This is a genomic window from Embleya sp. NPDC005971, assembly GCF_040629175.1.
In the GTDB taxonomy this organism is placed as follows: domain Bacteria; phylum Actinomycetota; class Actinomycetes; order Streptomycetales; family Streptomycetaceae; genus Embleya.
Genome location: NZ_JBEXUX010000053.1, coordinates 1 through 17703 on the forward strand (window position 1 = coordinate 1; position 17703 = coordinate 17703).

Here is a 17703-nt window from a genome sequence, read left to right on the forward strand (position 1 = left end):
GATCTGGCCGGGTGGGTGGCGCCGGGTGGGCGGACGTTCTCCACGTACGAGACCAGCGACGCGGCGACGAAGCCGAGCTTCGTGGTGGTGCCGCGTTGGCCCAACACGCGGGAGCCGGCCAACCGGGTCCGGCTGGACCCGGGTGCGGAACCGGGCGGGGACGTGTTCCGGGAGGCCGCCCGGTTGTTGGTGCGGCGCTATCGCGAGTGGTCGTGGGAGGAGATGCTCGGCACGTTGCGGGAGTTCGACGACGCGGTCGGGGTCGACGCGTCGAACCTGGAGCGTGCCGAGTACGTGCTCGGGGTCGCGCGCAGGGCGGCGCCCTCGGTGCCGCCGGCCGGCTCGGTGTCGTGGGCCGACCCGGTGGGTGGGCCGGCCGATCCAGGCGTGGGGTGGCTTTCGGCTACCGGCCGCCCGTCCGGCCGGGACCGGTCGCCGATCCCGGAGGAGCCGATTCTTTTCGAGGCCGGCGGCCCGGTGAATCGTCCCGAACTGGCGCGGGACGCGCCGGCCTGGGCCGAGTGGGGCCGGTGGGACTGGGAGTTGTGGGACGACCTGACGGCGACCTGGGACGGATTCCTCGCGCTGCGGCAGGCCGCCGAACAGTTGGCCGAGGACGACGGTCGGGAGACGTCCGGGGTCGGCACGGCGATCGATCGTGCCGACACGGGTTCGCTGGCCGCCGCGCTGCTGCTCGTCGAACAACCGCTGCTCGGACCGGTGGTGCGGCGCCTGGTCGCGCGGGTGGAACGCGAGTACGTGAATCCGCAGGGGGAGTGGCGCTCGCGGCGTGCCTACGGCGAGGTGCTCGGCCGGCTGCACGAGGGCATCGCCGCCCTCGCCGAATGCGGCGTGGACGAGGGTGAACTGCGGGCCCTGTTATGGCGGATGGCCCGGATGGTCGCCGAGGACCACGGTCGTTTCCCGTACTTCGCCGATGTTATCGCGGGTACGGTCATGCGACTCGGCACGCTCGACGGAGACTGGGCGGAGTACCAACGCGTCCTGGTGCATGCCATGTCGACCACTGACTGCCGTGGACTGTTCCTGCGCGAATACGGTCGGCTCCGGCTCGCGGAACTCGGCATCTCGCCATGACTGGACGGAACCCCGTGGCCACGATGCCGCGGGCGGCGCAGCCGCAGGGAAACCATCCGCCGGTCGAAGTCGGCGTGGGTAGGTGCCGACTTCGGGTTCACGCTCGCGTTCGGCCGGTCGTGGAGGTGGGTCCGACGGGCCGTCGCTCCGGCGGGGGCCGGGCGGCTGTGAGGGGTGTGGCGGATCAGTGGGGCTTCGCCTTGTGTCGGAGGGGGAGGAGTAGGGCCGGGATCAGGGTCAGCAGGGTGGCGGCCAGGACCCATCGGAACGTGTCCGCGAAGGCGTGTGCCGGTGCGTCGACATGGTGGGCTTCTCGGCTCTGCAGGATCGCGGCGAGCACGGCTGCGCCGAATGACGCGCCGATGGTCTGCACCGTGGTGATGGCGCTCGTCGCGCCGGGGATGGCGGTGGGCGGCAGTCCGTCGTAGGCGGCGGCCGACACCGGCACGGCGACGGCCGCGACCCCGATGCCGAACACGAGCAGGGACACACCCAGGGCCGCGTCGCCGGTGTGCGCGCCCACCCGGGTGAAGGCGAGTGTGCCCAGCGCGGTGATGGCGATTCCGGTGAGGACGACGGGGCGCGCGCCGATTCGGTCGGTGAGCTTTCCGACGTAGGGCAGGGCCAGCATCGTGCCGAGGCTCTGTGGCGCGAGGAGCAGGCCGGTGGTCAGCGGGCTGTGGCCGCGGACCTGCTGGTAGTACAGCGGCAGCAGGATCATCACGCCGAAGATCGACAACCGGGAGAGAAAGTTCAACGCCGATGCGGCGGCGAACGGCCGGTGAGTGAACAGCCGTGGATCCAGCAGCGGGGCGGCGGTCTGCCTGCGCAGCGCGTGGACGATGAACGCGATGAGCAGAGCCGCACCCGTGACCAGCAGCGGCAGCCGTGCCGTACGTGCGGACAACCCGTAGACGATCAGGGCCAGGGCGGGGGAGAGCAGTGCCAGGCCGATCGTGTCCAGCCGGCCTCCGCCCTGCCGGTGTGGCGCGCCGGCGGGGATGCCACGCCGGGCGAGAAGGAGCGCGGCCAGGCAGATCGGCACGTTCACGTAGAAGATCCAGCGCCAGCCGACGGTGCCGACGAGCAGGCCGCCGATCATCGGTCCCGCGATCGGAGCGATCTGTCCGGGCACGGCCACGATGCCCATGACCCGTCCGCGCTGCTCGGGCCGAGCCGCCTGCGCCAGGATCGTCATGCCCAGCGGCACGATCATGCCGCCGCCGATGCCTTGCAGGACCCGGAACGTGATCAGGCTTGCCATCGACCAGGCGGCCCCGCACAGAACCGAACCGGCGAGGAAGGCGCCGAGCGAGAACATCCACATGGCTCGGATGCCGAAACGTTCGGCGAGCCGGCCGGTCGCCGGGATGACCGTTGCGATGGCCAACAGGTAGGCGGTGCCGACCCACTGGACCGTGGTCACCGAGGCGCCGAACGTGCGGGTGAGGTCGGCGAGGGCGACCGTGACCATCGTCATGTCCAACATCGCGGTGATGGATCCGATCACGATGACCGCTCCGAGCTTCAGTACGGCGGGATCGAGGCGGTCGGAGGCCGGTGTGCCGGTCGTCGTGTTCGTCATACTCACGACACTACACCGTATAGTGTAGTGAGACTACACTGTATGGTGTAGTAACAGCCGTGCAGGAAGGAAGCCGTTCGTGCCCGACACCTCGACCCTCCGCCAGGGGTCGCCCGCCAAGCGTTCCGCCATCGTGCGAGCGGCACTCGAGATCTTCGTACGCGAGGGCTATGCACGCGCGAGCGTCGATGCCATCGCGCGGACGGCGGGCGTCTCCAAGCGCACCATCTACGACTACTACGGCGACAAGGAGCGGCTGTTCCTGTCCGCCGTGGAGGAGACCCAAGCCGCGCAGGCCGAGTCTTTCCGGGAACTACTGGACCGGACCCTGGGGCAGCCCGTTGTGCGGACGGCGGATCTGGAGACCGCGCTCACCGACTTCGGCCGGGCATTCGCGACCGAGATCGCCCGCTCCGCCGAACGCGCCGCCGTGCTACGGCTGATGATCGCCGAGGCGTCCCACTTCCCGGCGCTGCTGCGGCCGTCACCCGAGGAGCGCCCCGTCCAGCGTGCCCTGGCCGCCCGCCTGGCCGAACTCGGCGAACAGGGCCTCCTCGACATCCCCGACGCGGACGAGGCCGCCGAGTTCCTGGGCCTGTTGGTCACCGGTCGCGTCAACCACCGTTCCTGGTACGGGGCGGTACGGCTCGATGACGCCGAGATCGACCGGTTGGTGACGGGCGGCGTACGCATCTTCCTGCGCGCCCATGCTCCACGCCTGCCCACGGGATCGGGATCGGGATCGGCTGAAACGTTCGGGAAGTCGAAGTTGTCGTAAGGGAATCGACGGTTCCGCAGGACCGGGCGCCCGATCTCGGGGCGAGGGCCGTGGGGAGCCTCGCACGGATTCGGCGTCGTCGAACGATCATCCGATAAAGTCGCGACGGCACTTGGTGGGCATTCTTCGGTACTTCACGGACGCGAATTTCATTCGATCACCCTGGGGGAGACGTCTTGGCCGGCGAGGAAGAATCGGCGGGGCCCGTCATCGACGTAGCGGTTCCGAGTGTGGCTCGGGTCTACGACTATTTACTGGGCGGAAAGGACAACTTCGCCTCCGATCGGGAGGTCGGGGATCGTCTCTACGCCATTGCCCCGGACACCAGGCGCACGGCCCCGATCCACCGCGAGTTCCTGGCGAGGGGCGTACGGTACCTGGCCGGGATCGGCATCACGCAATTCGTGGACCTGGGTTCCGGGTTGCCCACTGCCGACAACACGCACCAGGTGGCGCACGCGGTCGACCCGCGATGTTCGGTCGTGTATGTCGATCACGATCCGATCGTTCTCGCCCACGGGCGGGCCATTTTGGCGGATCATCCCAGGACCGCGATCGTGCAGGCCGACTTCAGGTCGCCGGAAGACATCCTGTCCGCACCGGGGTTCGAACTGCTCATCGACCTCACCCGGCCCGTGGCCTGGTTGATGCTCTCCGTCGTGCACCACCTCGGGGACGAGGAACACCCGGACGAACTGGTCGATCAGTACAAGTCCCTGATGGCGCCGGGCAGTCACCTCTTCCTGTCCCATTTCCTCCGACGCCCGGGAGACGAACGCATCGACCGCCTGGAGGCCGTCATGCAGGAAAGCCTGGGCAGCGGAAGATTCAGGACGCAGGACGAGATCGAGCACTATTTCCACGGCATGGAAATGGTCGACCCGGGCGTCGTTTCCACGGCCCTGTGGCGCCCCTCCGCTCCCATCGCCCCGAGGGACCTGGAAACCTCCCACATCCTGATCTCGGGCGGAATGGCCAAAAAGATCTGATACTCCAGACTCCGGCTGTAGATCGTGATCAGGCGTCGTGAGACGCTGCCCTTCGTGATCGCCAAGCTGCAGTGTGTGGTGTTGGACTGTGCCGATGTCGTCGAGCTGTCCCGCTTCTACCAGTCGCTTCTCGGCGGGGTGGTGAACCAGCCGGATCCGCGGTGGTCGCTCGGTGACGACTGGGCGACACTCCATACCGACGGGCTCGTACTGGCCTTCCAGGGGGTGGAAGACCATCAGCCACCAGGGTGGCCGGATCCCGCTCGGCCCCAGCAGTTCTACCTCGACCTGGGTGTCAAGGACCTGGATCGAGCTCAGGAAGACGTCCTGAATCTGGGCGCCTCACTGCTCGATGAGGGGGACGGGAAGCGGAGTTGGCGCATCTTCGCGGATCCGGCAGGGCACCCGTTCTGTCTCGTCCGGGACTGACAGGAGAGGCAACTACCGGGGTCGCGTCTGCGGTGATGGCGCGGGTGCCGAGGCCGCCGTGTGTTCAGCGTCGGGTTGCGGGGATCGGTGTCGCGAATCCCGGCGAGGGGCCGTCGTAGTAGTAGAGGTTGGCGCCGATCGTGGGTTCGTCCACATCGCGGCCCCGGTCCGTGTCATCGTTCGTGCATCCGACCGGTACGAACGCCGCGATCATCATGACGAAACCGGCGAGACGACGGCGCCTCGAACGACCATCCATCGTGCCTCCTTCGGGTAACCGTGCCCGCCATCATGCCGTGTGGGGTACGAAGGGAAGGCCGAGGGGACGCCTGTCGCAACTCGGGCTTCCCGTAGGGGAGTTGTCGTTCTCCTCGGCGGCTGGGTGTGTCCGGGGCCCCGGCGTGTGGTGAACATGGAGGGCCGGGGTCCCTCCGGGCCCGCCGTCACTCCTCCGGGCCCGGCCTCGGGCCCGGCCCCGGGCTTCCGCAACTCACCGACGAGGTACGCCTGTGCGGGCGCCGAGGTACGCGCGAGCCCGGCCGGTGGGTGCGGTGTTCAACCGGACCGGGGCCCCGTGCGGACGTGCACGCGCTCGCCCCGGCTGCCCGAGAGGCCGAGGACCTCCACGGCCGAGCCACCGACAGGACCGAACCAGTGGGGCACACCGGTGTCGAACTCGACGGCGTCGCCCGGCTCCAGCACCAGTCCGAGGCCGCCCAGGACGAGCCGTACCCGTCCGGACAGGACGTACAGCCACACGTGTCCCTCGTGCGTGCACGGCTCGGGCCGGTTCTGGGTGCCCGGGATGACCAGCTTCCACGCCTGTAGGGGGCTCGGGCGGTCGGTCAGCGGAAATCGGGCCCTGCCGTTGTGCATACGTGGCCTGGTGTGGATCCGGGGCCTGCCCGACTCCGGGGTTCCGACGAGCTCGTCCAGCGGCAACCGGTGGGCGTGCGCGATCGGCAGGAGGATTTCCAGGCTCGCGCGGCGTCGGCCGGATTCCAGCCTGGACAGGGTGCTGATGGAGATCCCTGTCGCCTCGGCCAGTGCGGACAAGGTCAGGCCACGCTCGGTGCGGATGCGGCGAAGTCGCGGGCCGACCCCTGCCAGTGTGTCGGCGACGGGTGAGGACTCGTCCATGCGTCGCATTCAATCCAACCATCGCCGAGGAGGGCAACGAAAGTTGCCGATACCGCAAACGCCGCAGCGATGGGGAGGTGAAGACGACGCGGGACCGTGCGGCAGGAAACGGCCCGGAGGACGGCTCGTGGCAGCGGCGATCGTCGGCACGCACGGCATCCGTCGCCGGGGCGGGAGAGCGGAGCGGGGCGGCCGACACCGTCCGGCGGATCCGGATCACGTACGTGGCCACGGGCTGTCGTAGTGCCGGAGCGACGGACCCGGCAGCACCGGATCACGCACGTGGCCACGGCCGGTCGCAGTGCCGGAGCGACCGACCCGGCACCAAGCGCGTCCGCGAACCGCGGCGCGGAGTCGCCCGCAGATCCGGCATTCAGGGAGTCGGCGACGACCCGGGCTCCTCCGACGCCTGCCGGGGCGCCAACCAGCGTTCCGCGCGGCCCTGTTTGTCGGAGTCCCCGGAGCGCCGGGCGTGCGTCGGCGGCGGAATGGCCGCGAAGGGCAGTGAGTGCCCGGGTGGGCTCCGGTGGGCGGCGACGGACGGGGAAGCGCGGGGCGGCGCCGACGGCGGCGTGCCCACGACACGCCGGTGCGCCTGCGAGCCGTACCGCGTAGCCGTACGACCGTCTGACGGGCGGCTTTTCGAATACTCGACCGGACCGGTCGGACCGTCGGATCGCACGGTCGGCCACCGAAACAGCGGGCGCGCGCCATCCGGGTGAAGTACACGAACTGCCTTGCCCGGAAAGGGATGGACCGCAGTCGATCGGTCAACCTGAAGGACGTGCCGCGCTCTCCCGGCCGGCCGTGGGCGCCCTCCCGGCCCGCCGGCTGCCGCATGCGGCCCGGTCCCCCCACCCCGTCGCCCGGTCCCCCGGCCGCCCGCCGGCGCGGCGCGCCGACCCCGCGACCTTCGCCGTCTCGGAAGGAACCCGCAACCCCCATGAGCAACGACATCGCCTACGCGAAGATCCACCCCGCGATCGGAGTGGCCCGGGTGGGCAACAGCACCCGCGACGACGGCTGGTACTACGGCCCCGAGACACCGGACCCGGACCCGATGCCGGTCGGCTCGCTCAAGGACGCCACCGGCGCCTTCAAGCGCCAAGCGGCCCGCTTCCGCCTCTACGGCTACGACAGCGCCGGCCACGTCGTACGCGAACTGACGGCCGCCGACGCCGGAATCACGATCGAATGGGGCGTGCACGTCGCGAACCAAAAGGCCGCCTGGTACGAGTTCAGCCTCGCCCTCGACATCCCCGACATGCAGGGCCACAGCACGCCCCGGCGCAACAAGGGCATCGACCGCGGCCGCCTCGTCATCGATCCCGGCCGCAAGACCCTGCGCGCCGGAACCGGCCAGAGCGTGGAGTTCACCGGCGGCACGTTCCAGGACATCCCCGTCCCGCTGGGCCGGATGCACACCGACGAGCACGGCCGGCTCGTGGTGCTCGGCGGCTCCGGCCACTCCGCCGCCAAGAACAACGAGGAACTGCACTCGTTCGGCAACAACGACGGCTGGTACGACGACATCTCGGACGGCCCGGTCACCGCCGCGGTCACCCTGAACGGCCACCCCATCGACGTCGAACCCGCCTGGGTCGTGGTGGGCCCGCCCAACTACGCACCGGACGTCAAGACCGTGCGCACCGTCTACGACCTGCTCCTGGACGTCTTCGTCGGCAACGGCCAACTGCCCCGCCCGACTCCGGTGTCCTTCGAACAGCACATCAAGCCCCTCCTGGAACGCTTCAGCACCCTGCAGTGGGTCAACAAGGGCTTCGCCACCCACTTCGGTTACGCCGGTCCGCAGGACTTCACCACCGCCGAGATGCAGCGGCGCCTCTCCAAGCCCGGCAACACCTACCGCGAGCTGCGCCGCCAGGTGTACACCGCGATGCGCGACTACCAGCGGGACGGCCTGGCGCCGATGACCTGGCCGTGGTTCTACGGCGACGGCATGTCCAGCCGGCCCAAGTCGCCGCTGCAGTACATGACTCTGTCCGACCTCCAGATGGACATGCTGCTCAAGTGGTCCGACGGCGATTTCGTCGGCACCGCCCGGAGCGGCTTCCCGCGCCACCTGGAGGAGGCACCCGTCGCCGATCAGCCCGGGCTGTTGGACCGGGCGGCCCTCGACTTCTGCCTAGCCGACGCCTTCCACCCCGGCTGCGAGGTCACCTGGCCGATTCGGCACGCGACGATGTTCGCCGAACCGTTCCGCATCCTGCACCGCGCCGAGGGGCAGGTGGAGCCCGACTACGGCGCCGAGCTCACTCCCGAGCGGGCACTGGGCGCCGACGGCCCGCTGCACGCCCAGGGCCCGGGTGGTCTGACCCGGTGGATGGCCATCCCCTGGCAGACGGACACCGCGAGCTGCCGCTCCGGCTACGAGTCCACCCTCGGCCTGGGCCCCCGGTACGACCCGCACCTGCCGACCTTCTGGCCCGCCCGGGTACCCAACCACGTGCTGGCCGAGCGCGACTTCCGGGTCGTCAACAAGGAGGGCGGGTCGACGCCCTCGGAGGACGAGCGCGAAGCGGCGTTCGCCAACCGGGCCTCCTGGCTGCGTGGTCTGAGCGGCACCTACAAGGAGCAGTTGAAGCAGGCCGCCGCGGAGTGGCACCACTTCGGCGTGGTGGAGACCCGCCGCTACACCGTCGGCGACAACAAGTACCCGCCGTACGTCCAGGTCGAGTCCGTGCCCGGCTTCGCCCTCGAAGGGGTGCCGGACGACCGGAACCTGGTCACCCTGCACGTCCCGCAGACCGCCGCCGACCAGGTCGCCTGGGGCGCGGCGTTGTCCGCCCTCGCCGAGGACATCGACATCGCCCCCGGGAACATCACCGTCGGCTACATCGACAAGCTCGACCCGTTCGGGGAGGACGCCGCCAACGGCACCGGCCGCCCCGAGGATCCTTCGTGACGGTGGACCACACCGGCCGGCCGGCGCCCACCGCGCCCGAGTACGACGTGGTGGTCGCCGGCGGCGGCCCGGCAGGGCCGCACCGGCCGGAACGGTGCGGCCCCGCCGACGCCCCACAGTGCGCTGCCGCCGGCCGGCCGACGCCACCGGCCGCCGAGCCGGCCATCGCGGCCGACCCGCTGTCGCCGCAGGGCATCCTCACCGCCCCGCACACCGGCATGCGGGCCGGCCGGGCGGTCGACGACCACCTCGGCGGCGATCGCACCGCACTCACCCGCTACGCCGCCGAATTCGACACGATCACCGCCACCCACCCGCGCAGCCGGCGCACCTGCCGCGGCCTCGAACACCGATGGCCCCGGCACGCCTTCCGGCACCGCCGCCACACCGCCGGCCCGACGGATCCCGCCGCCGGCCGAGCGAACACCCGACCCGAGCCGATCCCACCCCCAGGAGTGCCCGCATGACCATCCCCGACGTCATCTCCCGGTCCGACACCGACACCGCCGCCCCCCGCCACGGCCACCGGTTCCTGCTCATCGGCACCGGCACGATCTTCGCCTACCACCTGCCGCTCTACCACGTCCCCGTGCACGCCTTCCAGATGATCAACAAGTTCGGCCTGGCCGAGAGCCTGCGCACGAAGTACCTCGACGACCTCGCGAGCCACGAGGACCAGCAGGTGTACTACTCCCTGTTCTCCGAGGGCCACTGGCCTCTCAAGGAGATCGTCGACGGCACCCGTGACTCGCTGCCCGTGGAACTGGAGCGGGTGACCGTCGACAGCGCCGGCAATCGCACCTTCACCAAGATCCTCGACGAGACCACCGCCACCTGCCGCCCGCAGGACGTCGTCTTCTACAAGCCACTCGACGCCACCACCTACCCCGACAACCTCACCTGCCTCGCCTTCGGCCAGGGTTCCGAAGTCCACCTCGCCCACCAGCTCGCCGCCCCGCCGAACTGGGACGAGGTCATCACCACCACACAACCCGTCGGCTTCCAGCAGGGGGACCTGGACCACGCCGCCGCCGTCGTCATCCCCACCATCAAGGACCCGAAGGGTGTCGTCCAGGAGAGCCCCCTGGTCAAGGGCAAGACCTACAAGGGCCTGATCGGGACCCGCGAGGTCACCTTCACCGTCGGACGCCAGGGCTGGTGGAACAACACCAGCCTCAATACCTAGCAGCCCCGAAGATCGAGCGCCGCACCATCCACCCCGCTCGCGGTCGCGCCCGGCGGGTCGCCGATTCATCGGCGACCCGCCGGCCACCCGCCGTGCCGCCACCGTAGAACCACCAACCTCGCACGCAGCCCCGTCGGCGAAGACCGATGGGGCCGTGAACGCCGCTGCCGTGGTCGGCCCGCAGCGCCCGGGCGTCACCGTCTTCGAACGAAGCCAAGAGGCGGACAGGGAAAGGTGGTCCCCTTCCCACCGGGCCCACCCTCGCTGCCGCCGGGCGATGCCGTCGGCCTACACCAGTGCGGCGGCGCCGATGAGGCCGGCGTCGGGGCCGAGGGTGGCGGTGCGCAGTGGGGGTGCGGCGGGGCGGGTGGCCGTGTGTTCGGCGTAGGCGCGTTCCATTGCCGCGCGCACCGGTCCGGCGGCGCTGCCCAGCCCGCCGCCCACCACGATCGCGGCCGGATCGAGCAGTCGGACCACGGCCGCCAGGACCGTGCCCAACGCGCGGCCGGCGGAGTCCAGCACGGCGGCCGCGCGGGGGCCGCCCGCGGCGAGTACCTCACGGGTGCCGGCCACGCCGAAGCGTTCGCCGATGCCCCGCCCGGAGGCGTAACTCTCCAGATTGCCCGCCCAGTTCGGATCCACCGACGCCGGCACCTCGAACTCGCCGAGCGCGATCGCCTCGCCGCGCGCACCGGTCACGGGCCTGCCGTCGAGCACGAACGTCGAGGACAGGCCGGTGCCCAGCGACACGTAGAAGAAGCCGTCGAGTCCACGCCCGGCGCCGTATCGGGCCTCGCCGAGCGCGCCGCAGCGCACGTCCGACCCCACCGCGCACGGGACGTCGAGGGCGAGTGCGGACAACACGTCGAGCGGTTGCTTGTCCCACGCCAACACCTCGCGGCTGGTCAACAAGCCGTCCGCGTCCACGTATTCGGGGAAACCGGCGCCCAGCCCGGTCGTCGTCAGCCCCAGGCGTGCCGCCGCCGCGAGGAGGTCGATCGTCGCCGCCCGGGTGCCGGCGAGTCCGGGGTCGCGCAGCCGCTCGGCGGTGACGGTGGGGCGTTCGTCGCGGTGGAGGACGGTTCCGTCGGCGGTGACGAGCGCGGCGGCGATCTTGGTGCCGCCCACGTCCAGGGCCGCGGTGACGAAGGTGCTCAAGGGGTCTCCAACGGTGGGTTGCTCGTCGGCCGTACGCCGTGCGGGCGGTCGGGCGGCCGGGCCCGCGATGCCGGGCCCGCGACCTCGGGCCGACCGGTCGGGCCTACTCGGTGCCGCGATGCAGCATGGTCTCGAATCGATACGCGTCGCCGCGGTACACCGCCCGGCCCAGCAACACCGGTGCCTCGCCGCGGTCGAAGGTGACCTCCTCGCCGATCAGCACGGGCGAGCCCGCGGGCACCCGCAGCACCTCGGCGGTGAACGCGTCGGCGGCGTCCGCGTGCGCGGTGTACTGGCTGCGCAGGATGTGCACGCCCGCCTCCTCCAGGAGCGCGAAGAGCGAGCGGTTCTCCAGCTCCGCGGTCTCCAACACCGGGGCCCGGTCGCGGACGACCACGGTGGTGTCCAGGCAGACGGGGACGCTGTCCAGGCCCCGCACCCGGGTGATCTCCACCACCTCGGAGGCGGGCGCGACGCGCAGCCGGACCGCCTCCTCGTAGCTGGTCAACCGCACCCGCCGGGTCAGCAGCCGGGCGGTGGCGGTGAGCCCGCGGTCACGGGCGATGTCGGTGAAGCTTCGGAGCACGCTCGGCGGTTCGCTGACCACGTCGGTGGACACGTACCAACCGCGTTGGGCGGAGGCGTGCACCCGGCCGTCGCGCTCCAGACCGGCCAGGGCCAGGCGCAGGCTGCTGCGGCTGACCCCCAGCCGCTGGGCGAGCGCGCGTTCGCCGGGCAGCCGGCTGCCCGCGGGGAACTCGCGCCGGTCCAACGCCTGGGCCAGTGCCCGGTAGGCGAGCTGCACGGCGGGTCCCGCGGCGGAGGCGGGGAGATCGTCGCTGACTGTCACAGCGCGAGAACATACCAGAAGAACCAGTGGCCAGACCAGATGTGAATCTGGTCCAATCTCTGGACTAACTGGTCTGCCGTAGGTCATGATCCGGGAGAAGCAACAAGCGGAATGCATCGTTCCGATGTCACCCTCCCGTCCGATATAGGCGATCTGTCCGATGTGGACAATCCGTTTGTTGTGGATCATGCGTTCGATATGGATGATTTCCGCCATATCGTCGACTTCCGTCACAACCACGACGCGCAAGGAACCCTCAATGCCGGTAAGCGAACCCGTCCGTCTCGCCGTCGTCGGTGCCGGGACGATCACCCAGTCGGTGCACCTGCCCGCGATCCGGCGCCTCGGCGACCTCGTCACCACCGCGGTCGTGTGCGACCTGTCGCCCTCCCGAGCGGCGTCGGTCGCGGCGCACACCGGCGCCGGCGTGCGGGCCGAAACCGAATACGCCCGGGTCCTGGCCGATCCCGACGTGGACGCCGTACTGCTGGCCACCCCGGGCACCCACGCCCGCGACGCCAAGGCCGCGCTGCTCGCCGGGAAGCACGTGCTCGCCGAGAAGCCGCTGTGCCTGACCGTCGCCGAGGCCGACGAACTCGGGGCGCTCGCCGCCGAGCGGGGCCTGGTCCTCCAGGTCGGCTACATGAAGATGTACGACCCGATCACCGCGCTCGCCGCCGCCGAACTGGACACGCTCGACACCCCGCGCACCGTGCGGGTGACGGTGCTGCACCCGGCCGACGAACCCCAGGTCGCGCACCTGCGGATGCCGCCGCCGGCCGACGACGCGGACGGCGCGGTGATCGCCGAGGCGATCCGCTACGAGGCCGAACGCACGCTCGACGCCCTCGGCGAGGTCCCGGCCGAACTCGGCCGCTACTACCGCGAGGTGCTCAACGGCTCGGTGATCCACGAACTCTCGCTGCTGCGCGCGCTCGGCTTCACCCTGCCGACCTCGTTCGATTCGGCAGAGCTGTGGCCGTGGCCCGTCGAGGGCGAACCGCCGTGCCTGCTGGCGTCCGCGCCGCTGGGCGTCGACGGGGCCGCGCGCCTGGTGCTCAACTGGAACTGGCTGCCCGACCACCCCGAATACGGCGAGGAGGTCGCCGTGCTCGCCCGCGACGGCCGGCTGCGGCTGGACATGGCCGCGCCCTACCTGGTGGACGTGCGCAGCACGTTGCGGGTCGAGCGCGCCCACGACGGGGCCAGCCGCGACTCGCTCGTGCGCTCGGGCTACGACACCGGATTCGTCGTACAACTGGCGGAGTTCGCCGCGTCGATCACGCACGGCGCGCCGGTGCGCTCGACCGCGAGCGGAGCCGCCGAGGACGTGCGCTGCCTACAGGCGCTGATCGCGGCGATCGCCCGCCGCGCCGACGTGACCGTCGGCGGCGAGGCCGCCCTCCTGGAAGGTGACGCCCGATGACCACGATCCGACCGACCGATCGGGCCCTGCGGATCGGCAACGCCCCCGTCAGCTACGGCGTCTACGGTGAAGCCGCCGGCGGCGCCGGCACCTCGCCGGAGGCCCTGCTCGCCTCGATGGCCGAAGCCGGTTACGCGGGCAGCGAGTTGGGCCCGCCCGGGTTCTTCGGCACCCCGGCCGAGACTGCGGCCCTGTTCACCCGGCACGGCCTGGCCGCCGTCGGGGCCTACATCCCGGTGCACTACGCGCTCGGGGACGACGTGGTGGCCCACGACCTGGCCCGAATGGAACAGACCTGCCGCGAACTGGCCGCGTGCGCCGAGGCCGGCGGCGAGACGCCGCTGGCGATCCTGGCGGACGAGGGCAGCGAGGCCCTGCTGCACAACCCGGCCCGCGCCTGGGAGGACCGCTCGCTCGCGCTCGACGACGCCGGTTGGCGGCGCCTGGCGAACCTGTCCGCACAGGCCGTCGCGCTGGCCCGCTCGTACGGGCTGCGCACCTCCTTCCACCCGCACATCAGCACCTTCGTCGAATCGCCCTGGGAGGTGGACCGGCTGCTCGACCTCACCGAGGTGGGTCTGACGCTGGACATCGCCCACATCCAACTCGCCGGCGGCGACCCGGTCGAGTGCCTGGACCGCTGGCAGGAGCGGATCAACCACGTCCACCTCAAGGACGTCGACACGAGCGTGCTGGCCCGGGCCAAGGCCGAGCGCCGCACCGACTTCGACACGTGGTGGGCGAACGTGTGCGTGCCCTTCGGCCACGGTGACGTCGACATCGACCGATTCCTGGTCGCCCTCCTGCGCGGCGGCTACCGCGAGTGGCTGCTGATCGAGCAGGACCGCGCGCCGACCCCCGCGGAGCTGTATCCGACCGTGGCCGCCGAACAGGCCGCCAACCACGCGTGGCTCGCGGCCAAGGTCGCCGAACTCGTCTGACCCCGACCCCGATCCCGAGGGCGCCGCCCGCCAGGCGGCCGTGCCCTCGGTCCCTCTTGACCACCCGCGGTGGTCGGACACGGGAGCAACCATGAAAACTCTGCGCTGGACCGCGGTCGCCGGGATCGCCCTCACCGGCATCCTCGCCACCGCGTGTGGCGTCCCCGGCGCGGGCGGCAGCACCGTCGCCTCCACCCTCGCCGGCGGGCCCGTGACCCAACGGGTCTCCGTCGAGGACGTCAAGGCCATGGGCGACACCAAGCTGCGCGTGCTCGCCGACGCCGGCGAGGAGAACACGCTGAAGGCCCTCGTGCCGCTGTACGAGAAGAAGTACCCGAACGTCAAGGTCGAGGTCGCCACCAAGGGTTTCGACGACCTGATGAAGACCGTCGTCAACTCGATGTCGGGCTCCGACGCGCCCGACCTCGCCCAGGGCAACCAGGGCTACGGCACCGACGGCCCGCTGGTGAAGGCCGGGCTGATCCGCCCGCTCGACGACGTGATGCGCACCTACGGGTGGGAGAACACCTACACCGAGGGCGCGCTCAAGCAGTACCGCTGGTCGCCCGACGGCTCGATCTTCGGTTCCGGCAGCCTGTACGGCATCAGTCCCGCCACCGAATACGTCGGCGTGTTCTACAACACCGACAAACTCGCGAAGCTGGGCATCGCGCCGCCGCAGACCTACGCCGAGTTCACCGCCGCGCTCGACCGGGTCAAGGCCGCGGGCGAGCAGCCGATCATGCTGGGCAACGCCGAGAAGTATCCGGCGAGCCAGGTCATCGGCCTGGTCCAGGGCCAGAACACGCCCAGCCGCGACGTGCGTTCGTGGATCACCGGCGTACCCGGCACCACAGTGGCCGACCCCGGCACCGTGGACGCCGCCCGGACCGTGCAGGACTGGGCGGCGCAGGGCTACTTCGGCCCCGGATACAACGGGATCAGCTCCGACGACGCGGTCGCCAAGTTCGGCGCGGGCGAGGGCGCGTTCCTCGTCGCCGGCTCCTGGAACGCCCCGTCCCTCCAGGAGAACATGAACGGCAAGGTCGGCTTCACCCTGCCCGCCCGCGCCGACGGCACCCGCGCGACGGTGGGCTCGCTGGGCCTGGGCTGGCACATCGGCGCCAAGACCACGAAGCTGCCCGCCGCGGTGGCCTTCCTGGACCTGCTGATGAGCGACGAGTTCGCCCAGACCATCGCCGACGTCGGCCGCACCCCGGTCACCGGCGCGGGCAAGGTCAGGGCCGGCAGCCCCGTGGTCGAGCAGGTCAACACGATCGGCCTCAAGCTCCTCGCCGACGACGGCCAGAACTTCTACCTCGACTGGGCCTCGACCACCATGTACGACACCATCGGTGCCAAGACCCAGGACCTGCTGGCCAAACACACCTCCCCGAGCGGCTTCGCCAAGGCACTCCAGGACGACCGGGACGCGTTCGCGGCCAAGCAGAGTGCGGACGCGAAGGCCGCGTCGTGACCGGCCTGCGCGCGTGGAGCGCGAGACAGTACTGGCCCGCGTTCCTCTACCTGTTGCCGGCCGCCGTGTTCTACACGCTGTTCGTGCTGCGACCGCTGGGGCAGACGGCCTGGGTGTCCCTGTTCAGCTGGGACGGCATCACCGAGGGCCGCTGGGTGGGAGCGGACAACTACTCCGCGCTCCTGGACGACGGCCGGATCCCCTCCGCGATCGGGCACTCGCTCGTCTTCGTCGTCTTCTACGCGATCTTCCCCGTCGCACTGGGGCTGTTCCTGGCCGCGTTGATGTCGCGGATCAGGGTGCGCGGGCTGAGCTTCTTCCGCGCGGTGCTGTTCCTGCCGCAGATCCTGGCGACCGTGGTGGTCGCGGTGTCCTGGCGGTGGATCTACGACATCGACGGCCCGCTCAACGCCGCGCTGCGCGCGGTGGGCCTGGGCTCGCTCGCGCGGGCCTGGCTCGGCGACTACGCCACCGCGCTGCCCGCGGTGGGCATCGTCGGCACCTGGGTGATGTACGGCCTGTGCATGGTGCTCTTCCTGGCCGGCGTACAGAAGATCCCCACCGAACTGTACGAATCGGCCCGGCTCGACGGCTGCGGCCCCATCCGGGAGTTCTTCACCGTCACCCTGCCCGCGCTGCGCGGCGAGATCGCCATCGCGCTCGTGCTCACCATCACCTACGCGCTGCGCAACTTCGACCTCGTGTGGAACACCACCGCGGGCGGCCCGGGCACGTCCACGACGGTGCCCAGCGTGTTCATCTACCAGGGCGCCTTCCTCACCCACGAGGTGGGCAGCGCCGCCGCCATCAGCGTCTGCCTGACCGCCGTGGTGCTCGTCGTCACCGGTGTGATCATGCGCGTCGTGCGTGGCAAGGAGGGCTGACCGATGCTCACCAGTCGCCGACAGAACGTCATCGGCCACGCGATCCTCGCGGTCGCCGCCCTCATCGCGCTCTACCCGTTCCTGTCCGTCCTGCTGCTCGCGTTCGGCGAACCCGGCACGCGCACCAGCGGATTCTCCATCCCCACCTCGGTCAGCTTCGACAACTTCACCGAGGCGTGGCGGCGCGGGCTGTTCTCGGACGCGCTGACCTCCAGCCTGATCGTCGCCGCCGCCGTGGTCGTCGGCACGATCGTCCTCGCGGTCCTGGCGAGCTACGCCCTCGCGTTCTTCCCGTTCCCGCTCAAGGGCCCGATGCTCGGGCTGCTGCTGATCGGGCTCGTGATGCCGTACGAGGCGACCGTGATCCCGCTGTACTACCAACTCAAGGACTGGGAACTGGTCAACACCTACTGGGCGTTGATCCTGCCGCAGATCGGACTGTCGCTGCCCTTCGCGGTGTTCTGGATGCGGACCTTCTTCGTCTCCACACCCCCCGCGCTGCGCGAGGCGGCCTCGGTGGACGGCGCGTCCCGCCTGCGCACGCTGCGCTCGGTGCTGCTGCCGATGGCGATGCCCGCGATCGGCACCCTGGCCACCCTGCTCTTCCTCTTCGCCTGGAACGAGTTCCTGCTCGCCCTGGTCCTGGTCCCCGACGACCGCTCGGTGCAGACCGCACCGCTCGCGCTGTCGTTCTTCGCCGGCAACCGCCGCAACAGCGATCCGGGCGTGACCGCCGCCGCGGCCGTCCTGGTCGCCCTTCCCGTGCTCATCAGCTACATCGCCCTCCAGCGCCGCATGATCAGCGGAATGCTCGCGGGCGCCGTCAAGGAGTGACA

The 17703-nt window shown here is 70.8% G+C and carries 17 protein-coding genes; 12 read left to right on the forward strand and 5 right to left on the reverse strand.

The features are described 5' to 3' along the window. Window positions 1-1098, forward strand: a 1098-nt coding sequence (locus tag ABZ374_RS34765; RefSeq protein ID WP_360318977.1) for a hypothetical protein, incomplete at its 5' end; no start/stop codon positions are given. A 184-nt stretch (window positions 1099-1282) separates the two neighbouring features. Here the strand turns inward: ABZ374_RS34765 and ABZ374_RS34770 are convergent. Further along, window positions 1283-2683, reverse strand: coding sequence for an MDR family MFS transporter (locus ABZ374_RS34770; protein ID WP_360318979.1), 1401 nt, complete (start codon window positions 2681-2683; stop codon window positions 1283-1285). Window positions 2684-2762: 79 nt separating this feature from the next. Here ABZ374_RS34770 and ABZ374_RS34775 point away from each other — a divergent pair, with 79 nt between their 5' ends. From ABZ374_RS34775 to ABZ374_RS34785, 3 genes are all read left to right on the forward strand, one after another. Then, a complete protein-coding gene (locus tag ABZ374_RS34775; protein WP_360318981.1) occupies window positions 2763-3461 on the forward strand; it encodes a TetR/AcrR family transcriptional regulator in 699 nt (232 codons plus the stop codon). Between the two features lie 176 nt (window positions 3462-3637). Next, window positions 3638-4450 carry an SAM-dependent methyltransferase gene (locus ABZ374_RS34780; RefSeq protein WP_360318983.1) on the forward strand — a complete coding sequence of 271 codons (813 nt, stop codon included), beginning with the start codon at window positions 3638-3640 and terminating at the stop codon, window positions 4448-4450. Window positions 4451-4504: 54 nt separating this feature from the next. Beyond that, complete coding sequence (locus tag ABZ374_RS34785) at window positions 4505-4879, forward strand: VOC family protein (RefSeq protein ID WP_360319101.1); 375 nt, start codon at window positions 4505-4507, stop codon at window positions 4877-4879. A 64-nt stretch (window positions 4880-4943) separates the two neighbouring features. Here ABZ374_RS34785 and ABZ374_RS34790 read toward each other — a convergent pair whose 3' ends face one another. After that, entirely contained in the window at window positions 4944-5138 is a 195-nt protein-coding gene (locus ABZ374_RS34790; RefSeq protein WP_360318985.1) for a hypothetical protein, read from the reverse strand. A gap of 296 nt (window positions 5139-5434) precedes the next feature. After that, window positions 5435-6028 (reverse strand): helix-turn-helix domain-containing protein, encoded by a 594-nt coding sequence (locus ABZ374_RS34795; RefSeq protein ID WP_360318987.1) that lies wholly within the window; start codon window positions 6026-6028, stop codon window positions 5435-5437. Window positions 6029-6962: 934 nt separating this feature from the next. Here ABZ374_RS34795 and ABZ374_RS34800 point away from each other — a divergent pair. Genes ABZ374_RS34800 through ABZ374_RS34810 form a run of 3 tightly spaced genes read left to right on the forward strand, consistent with a single transcriptional unit; the run spans window position 6963 to window position 10131 of the window. Next, complete coding sequence (locus ABZ374_RS34800; protein WP_360318989.1) at window positions 6963-8945, forward strand: LodA/GoxA family CTQ-dependent oxidase; 1983 nt, start codon at window positions 6963-6965, stop codon at window positions 8943-8945. Then, window positions 8942-9412, forward strand: coding sequence for a hypothetical protein (locus tag ABZ374_RS34805; RefSeq protein WP_360318991.1), 471 nt, complete (start codon window positions 8942-8944; stop codon window positions 9410-9412). Before ABZ374_RS34800 ends, ABZ374_RS34805 begins: the two co-directional genes overlap by 4 nt. Further along, complete coding sequence (locus tag ABZ374_RS34810; protein WP_360318993.1) at window positions 9409-10131, forward strand: hypothetical protein; 723 nt, start codon at window positions 9409-9411, stop codon at window positions 10129-10131. The genes ABZ374_RS34805 and ABZ374_RS34810 overlap by 4 nt, the downstream gene beginning before the upstream one ends. A gap of 288 nt (window positions 10132-10419) precedes the next feature. Here the strand turns inward: ABZ374_RS34810 and ABZ374_RS34815 are convergent, their stop codons facing one another. Together ABZ374_RS34815 and ABZ374_RS34820 are read right to left on the reverse strand one after the other, a co-directional pair. Continuing rightward, entirely contained in the window at window positions 10420-11289 is an 870-nt protein-coding gene (locus tag ABZ374_RS34815; RefSeq protein ID WP_360318995.1) for an ROK family protein, read from the reverse strand. 103 nt (window positions 11290-11392) lie between these two features. Continuing rightward, complete coding sequence (locus ABZ374_RS34820; protein WP_360318997.1) at window positions 11393-12139, reverse strand: GntR family transcriptional regulator; 747 nt, start codon at window positions 12137-12139, stop codon at window positions 11393-11395. A gap of 259 nt (window positions 12140-12398) precedes the next feature. Here ABZ374_RS34820 and ABZ374_RS34825 point away from each other — a divergent pair, with 259 nt between their 5' ends. The 5 genes from ABZ374_RS34825 to ABZ374_RS34845 all read left to right on the forward strand — a co-directional run bounded on the left by ABZ374_RS34825 (window position 12399) and on the right by ABZ374_RS34845 (window position 17701). Beyond that, window positions 12399-13565 carry a Gfo/Idh/MocA family oxidoreductase gene (locus ABZ374_RS34825; RefSeq protein ID WP_360318999.1) on the forward strand — a complete coding sequence of 389 codons (1167 nt, stop codon included), beginning with the start codon at window positions 12399-12401 and terminating at the stop codon, window positions 13563-13565. After that, the gene (locus tag ABZ374_RS34830) at window positions 13562-14506 is read left to right on the forward strand and encodes a sugar phosphate isomerase/epimerase (RefSeq protein WP_360319001.1); all 945 of its coding nucleotides are present in this window, start codon (window positions 13562-13564) and stop codon (window positions 14504-14506) included. The genes ABZ374_RS34825 and ABZ374_RS34830 overlap by 4 nt, the downstream gene beginning before the upstream one ends. A 91-nt stretch (window positions 14507-14597) precedes the next feature. Further along, complete coding sequence (locus ABZ374_RS34835) at window positions 14598-15983, forward strand: extracellular solute-binding protein (protein ID WP_360319003.1); 1386 nt, start codon at window positions 14598-14600, stop codon at window positions 15981-15983. After that, window positions 15980-16867, forward strand: coding sequence for a sugar ABC transporter permease (locus tag ABZ374_RS34840; RefSeq protein ID WP_360319005.1), 888 nt, complete (start codon window positions 15980-15982; stop codon window positions 16865-16867). The genes ABZ374_RS34835 and ABZ374_RS34840 overlap by 4 nt, the downstream gene beginning before the upstream one ends. Before the next feature lie 3 nt (window positions 16868-16870). Next, on the forward strand, window positions 16871-17701 hold the full coding sequence (locus ABZ374_RS34845) for a carbohydrate ABC transporter permease (protein ID WP_360319007.1): 831 nt from the start codon (window positions 16871-16873) through the stop codon (window positions 17699-17701). Window positions 17702-17703 lie beyond the last annotated feature (2 nt).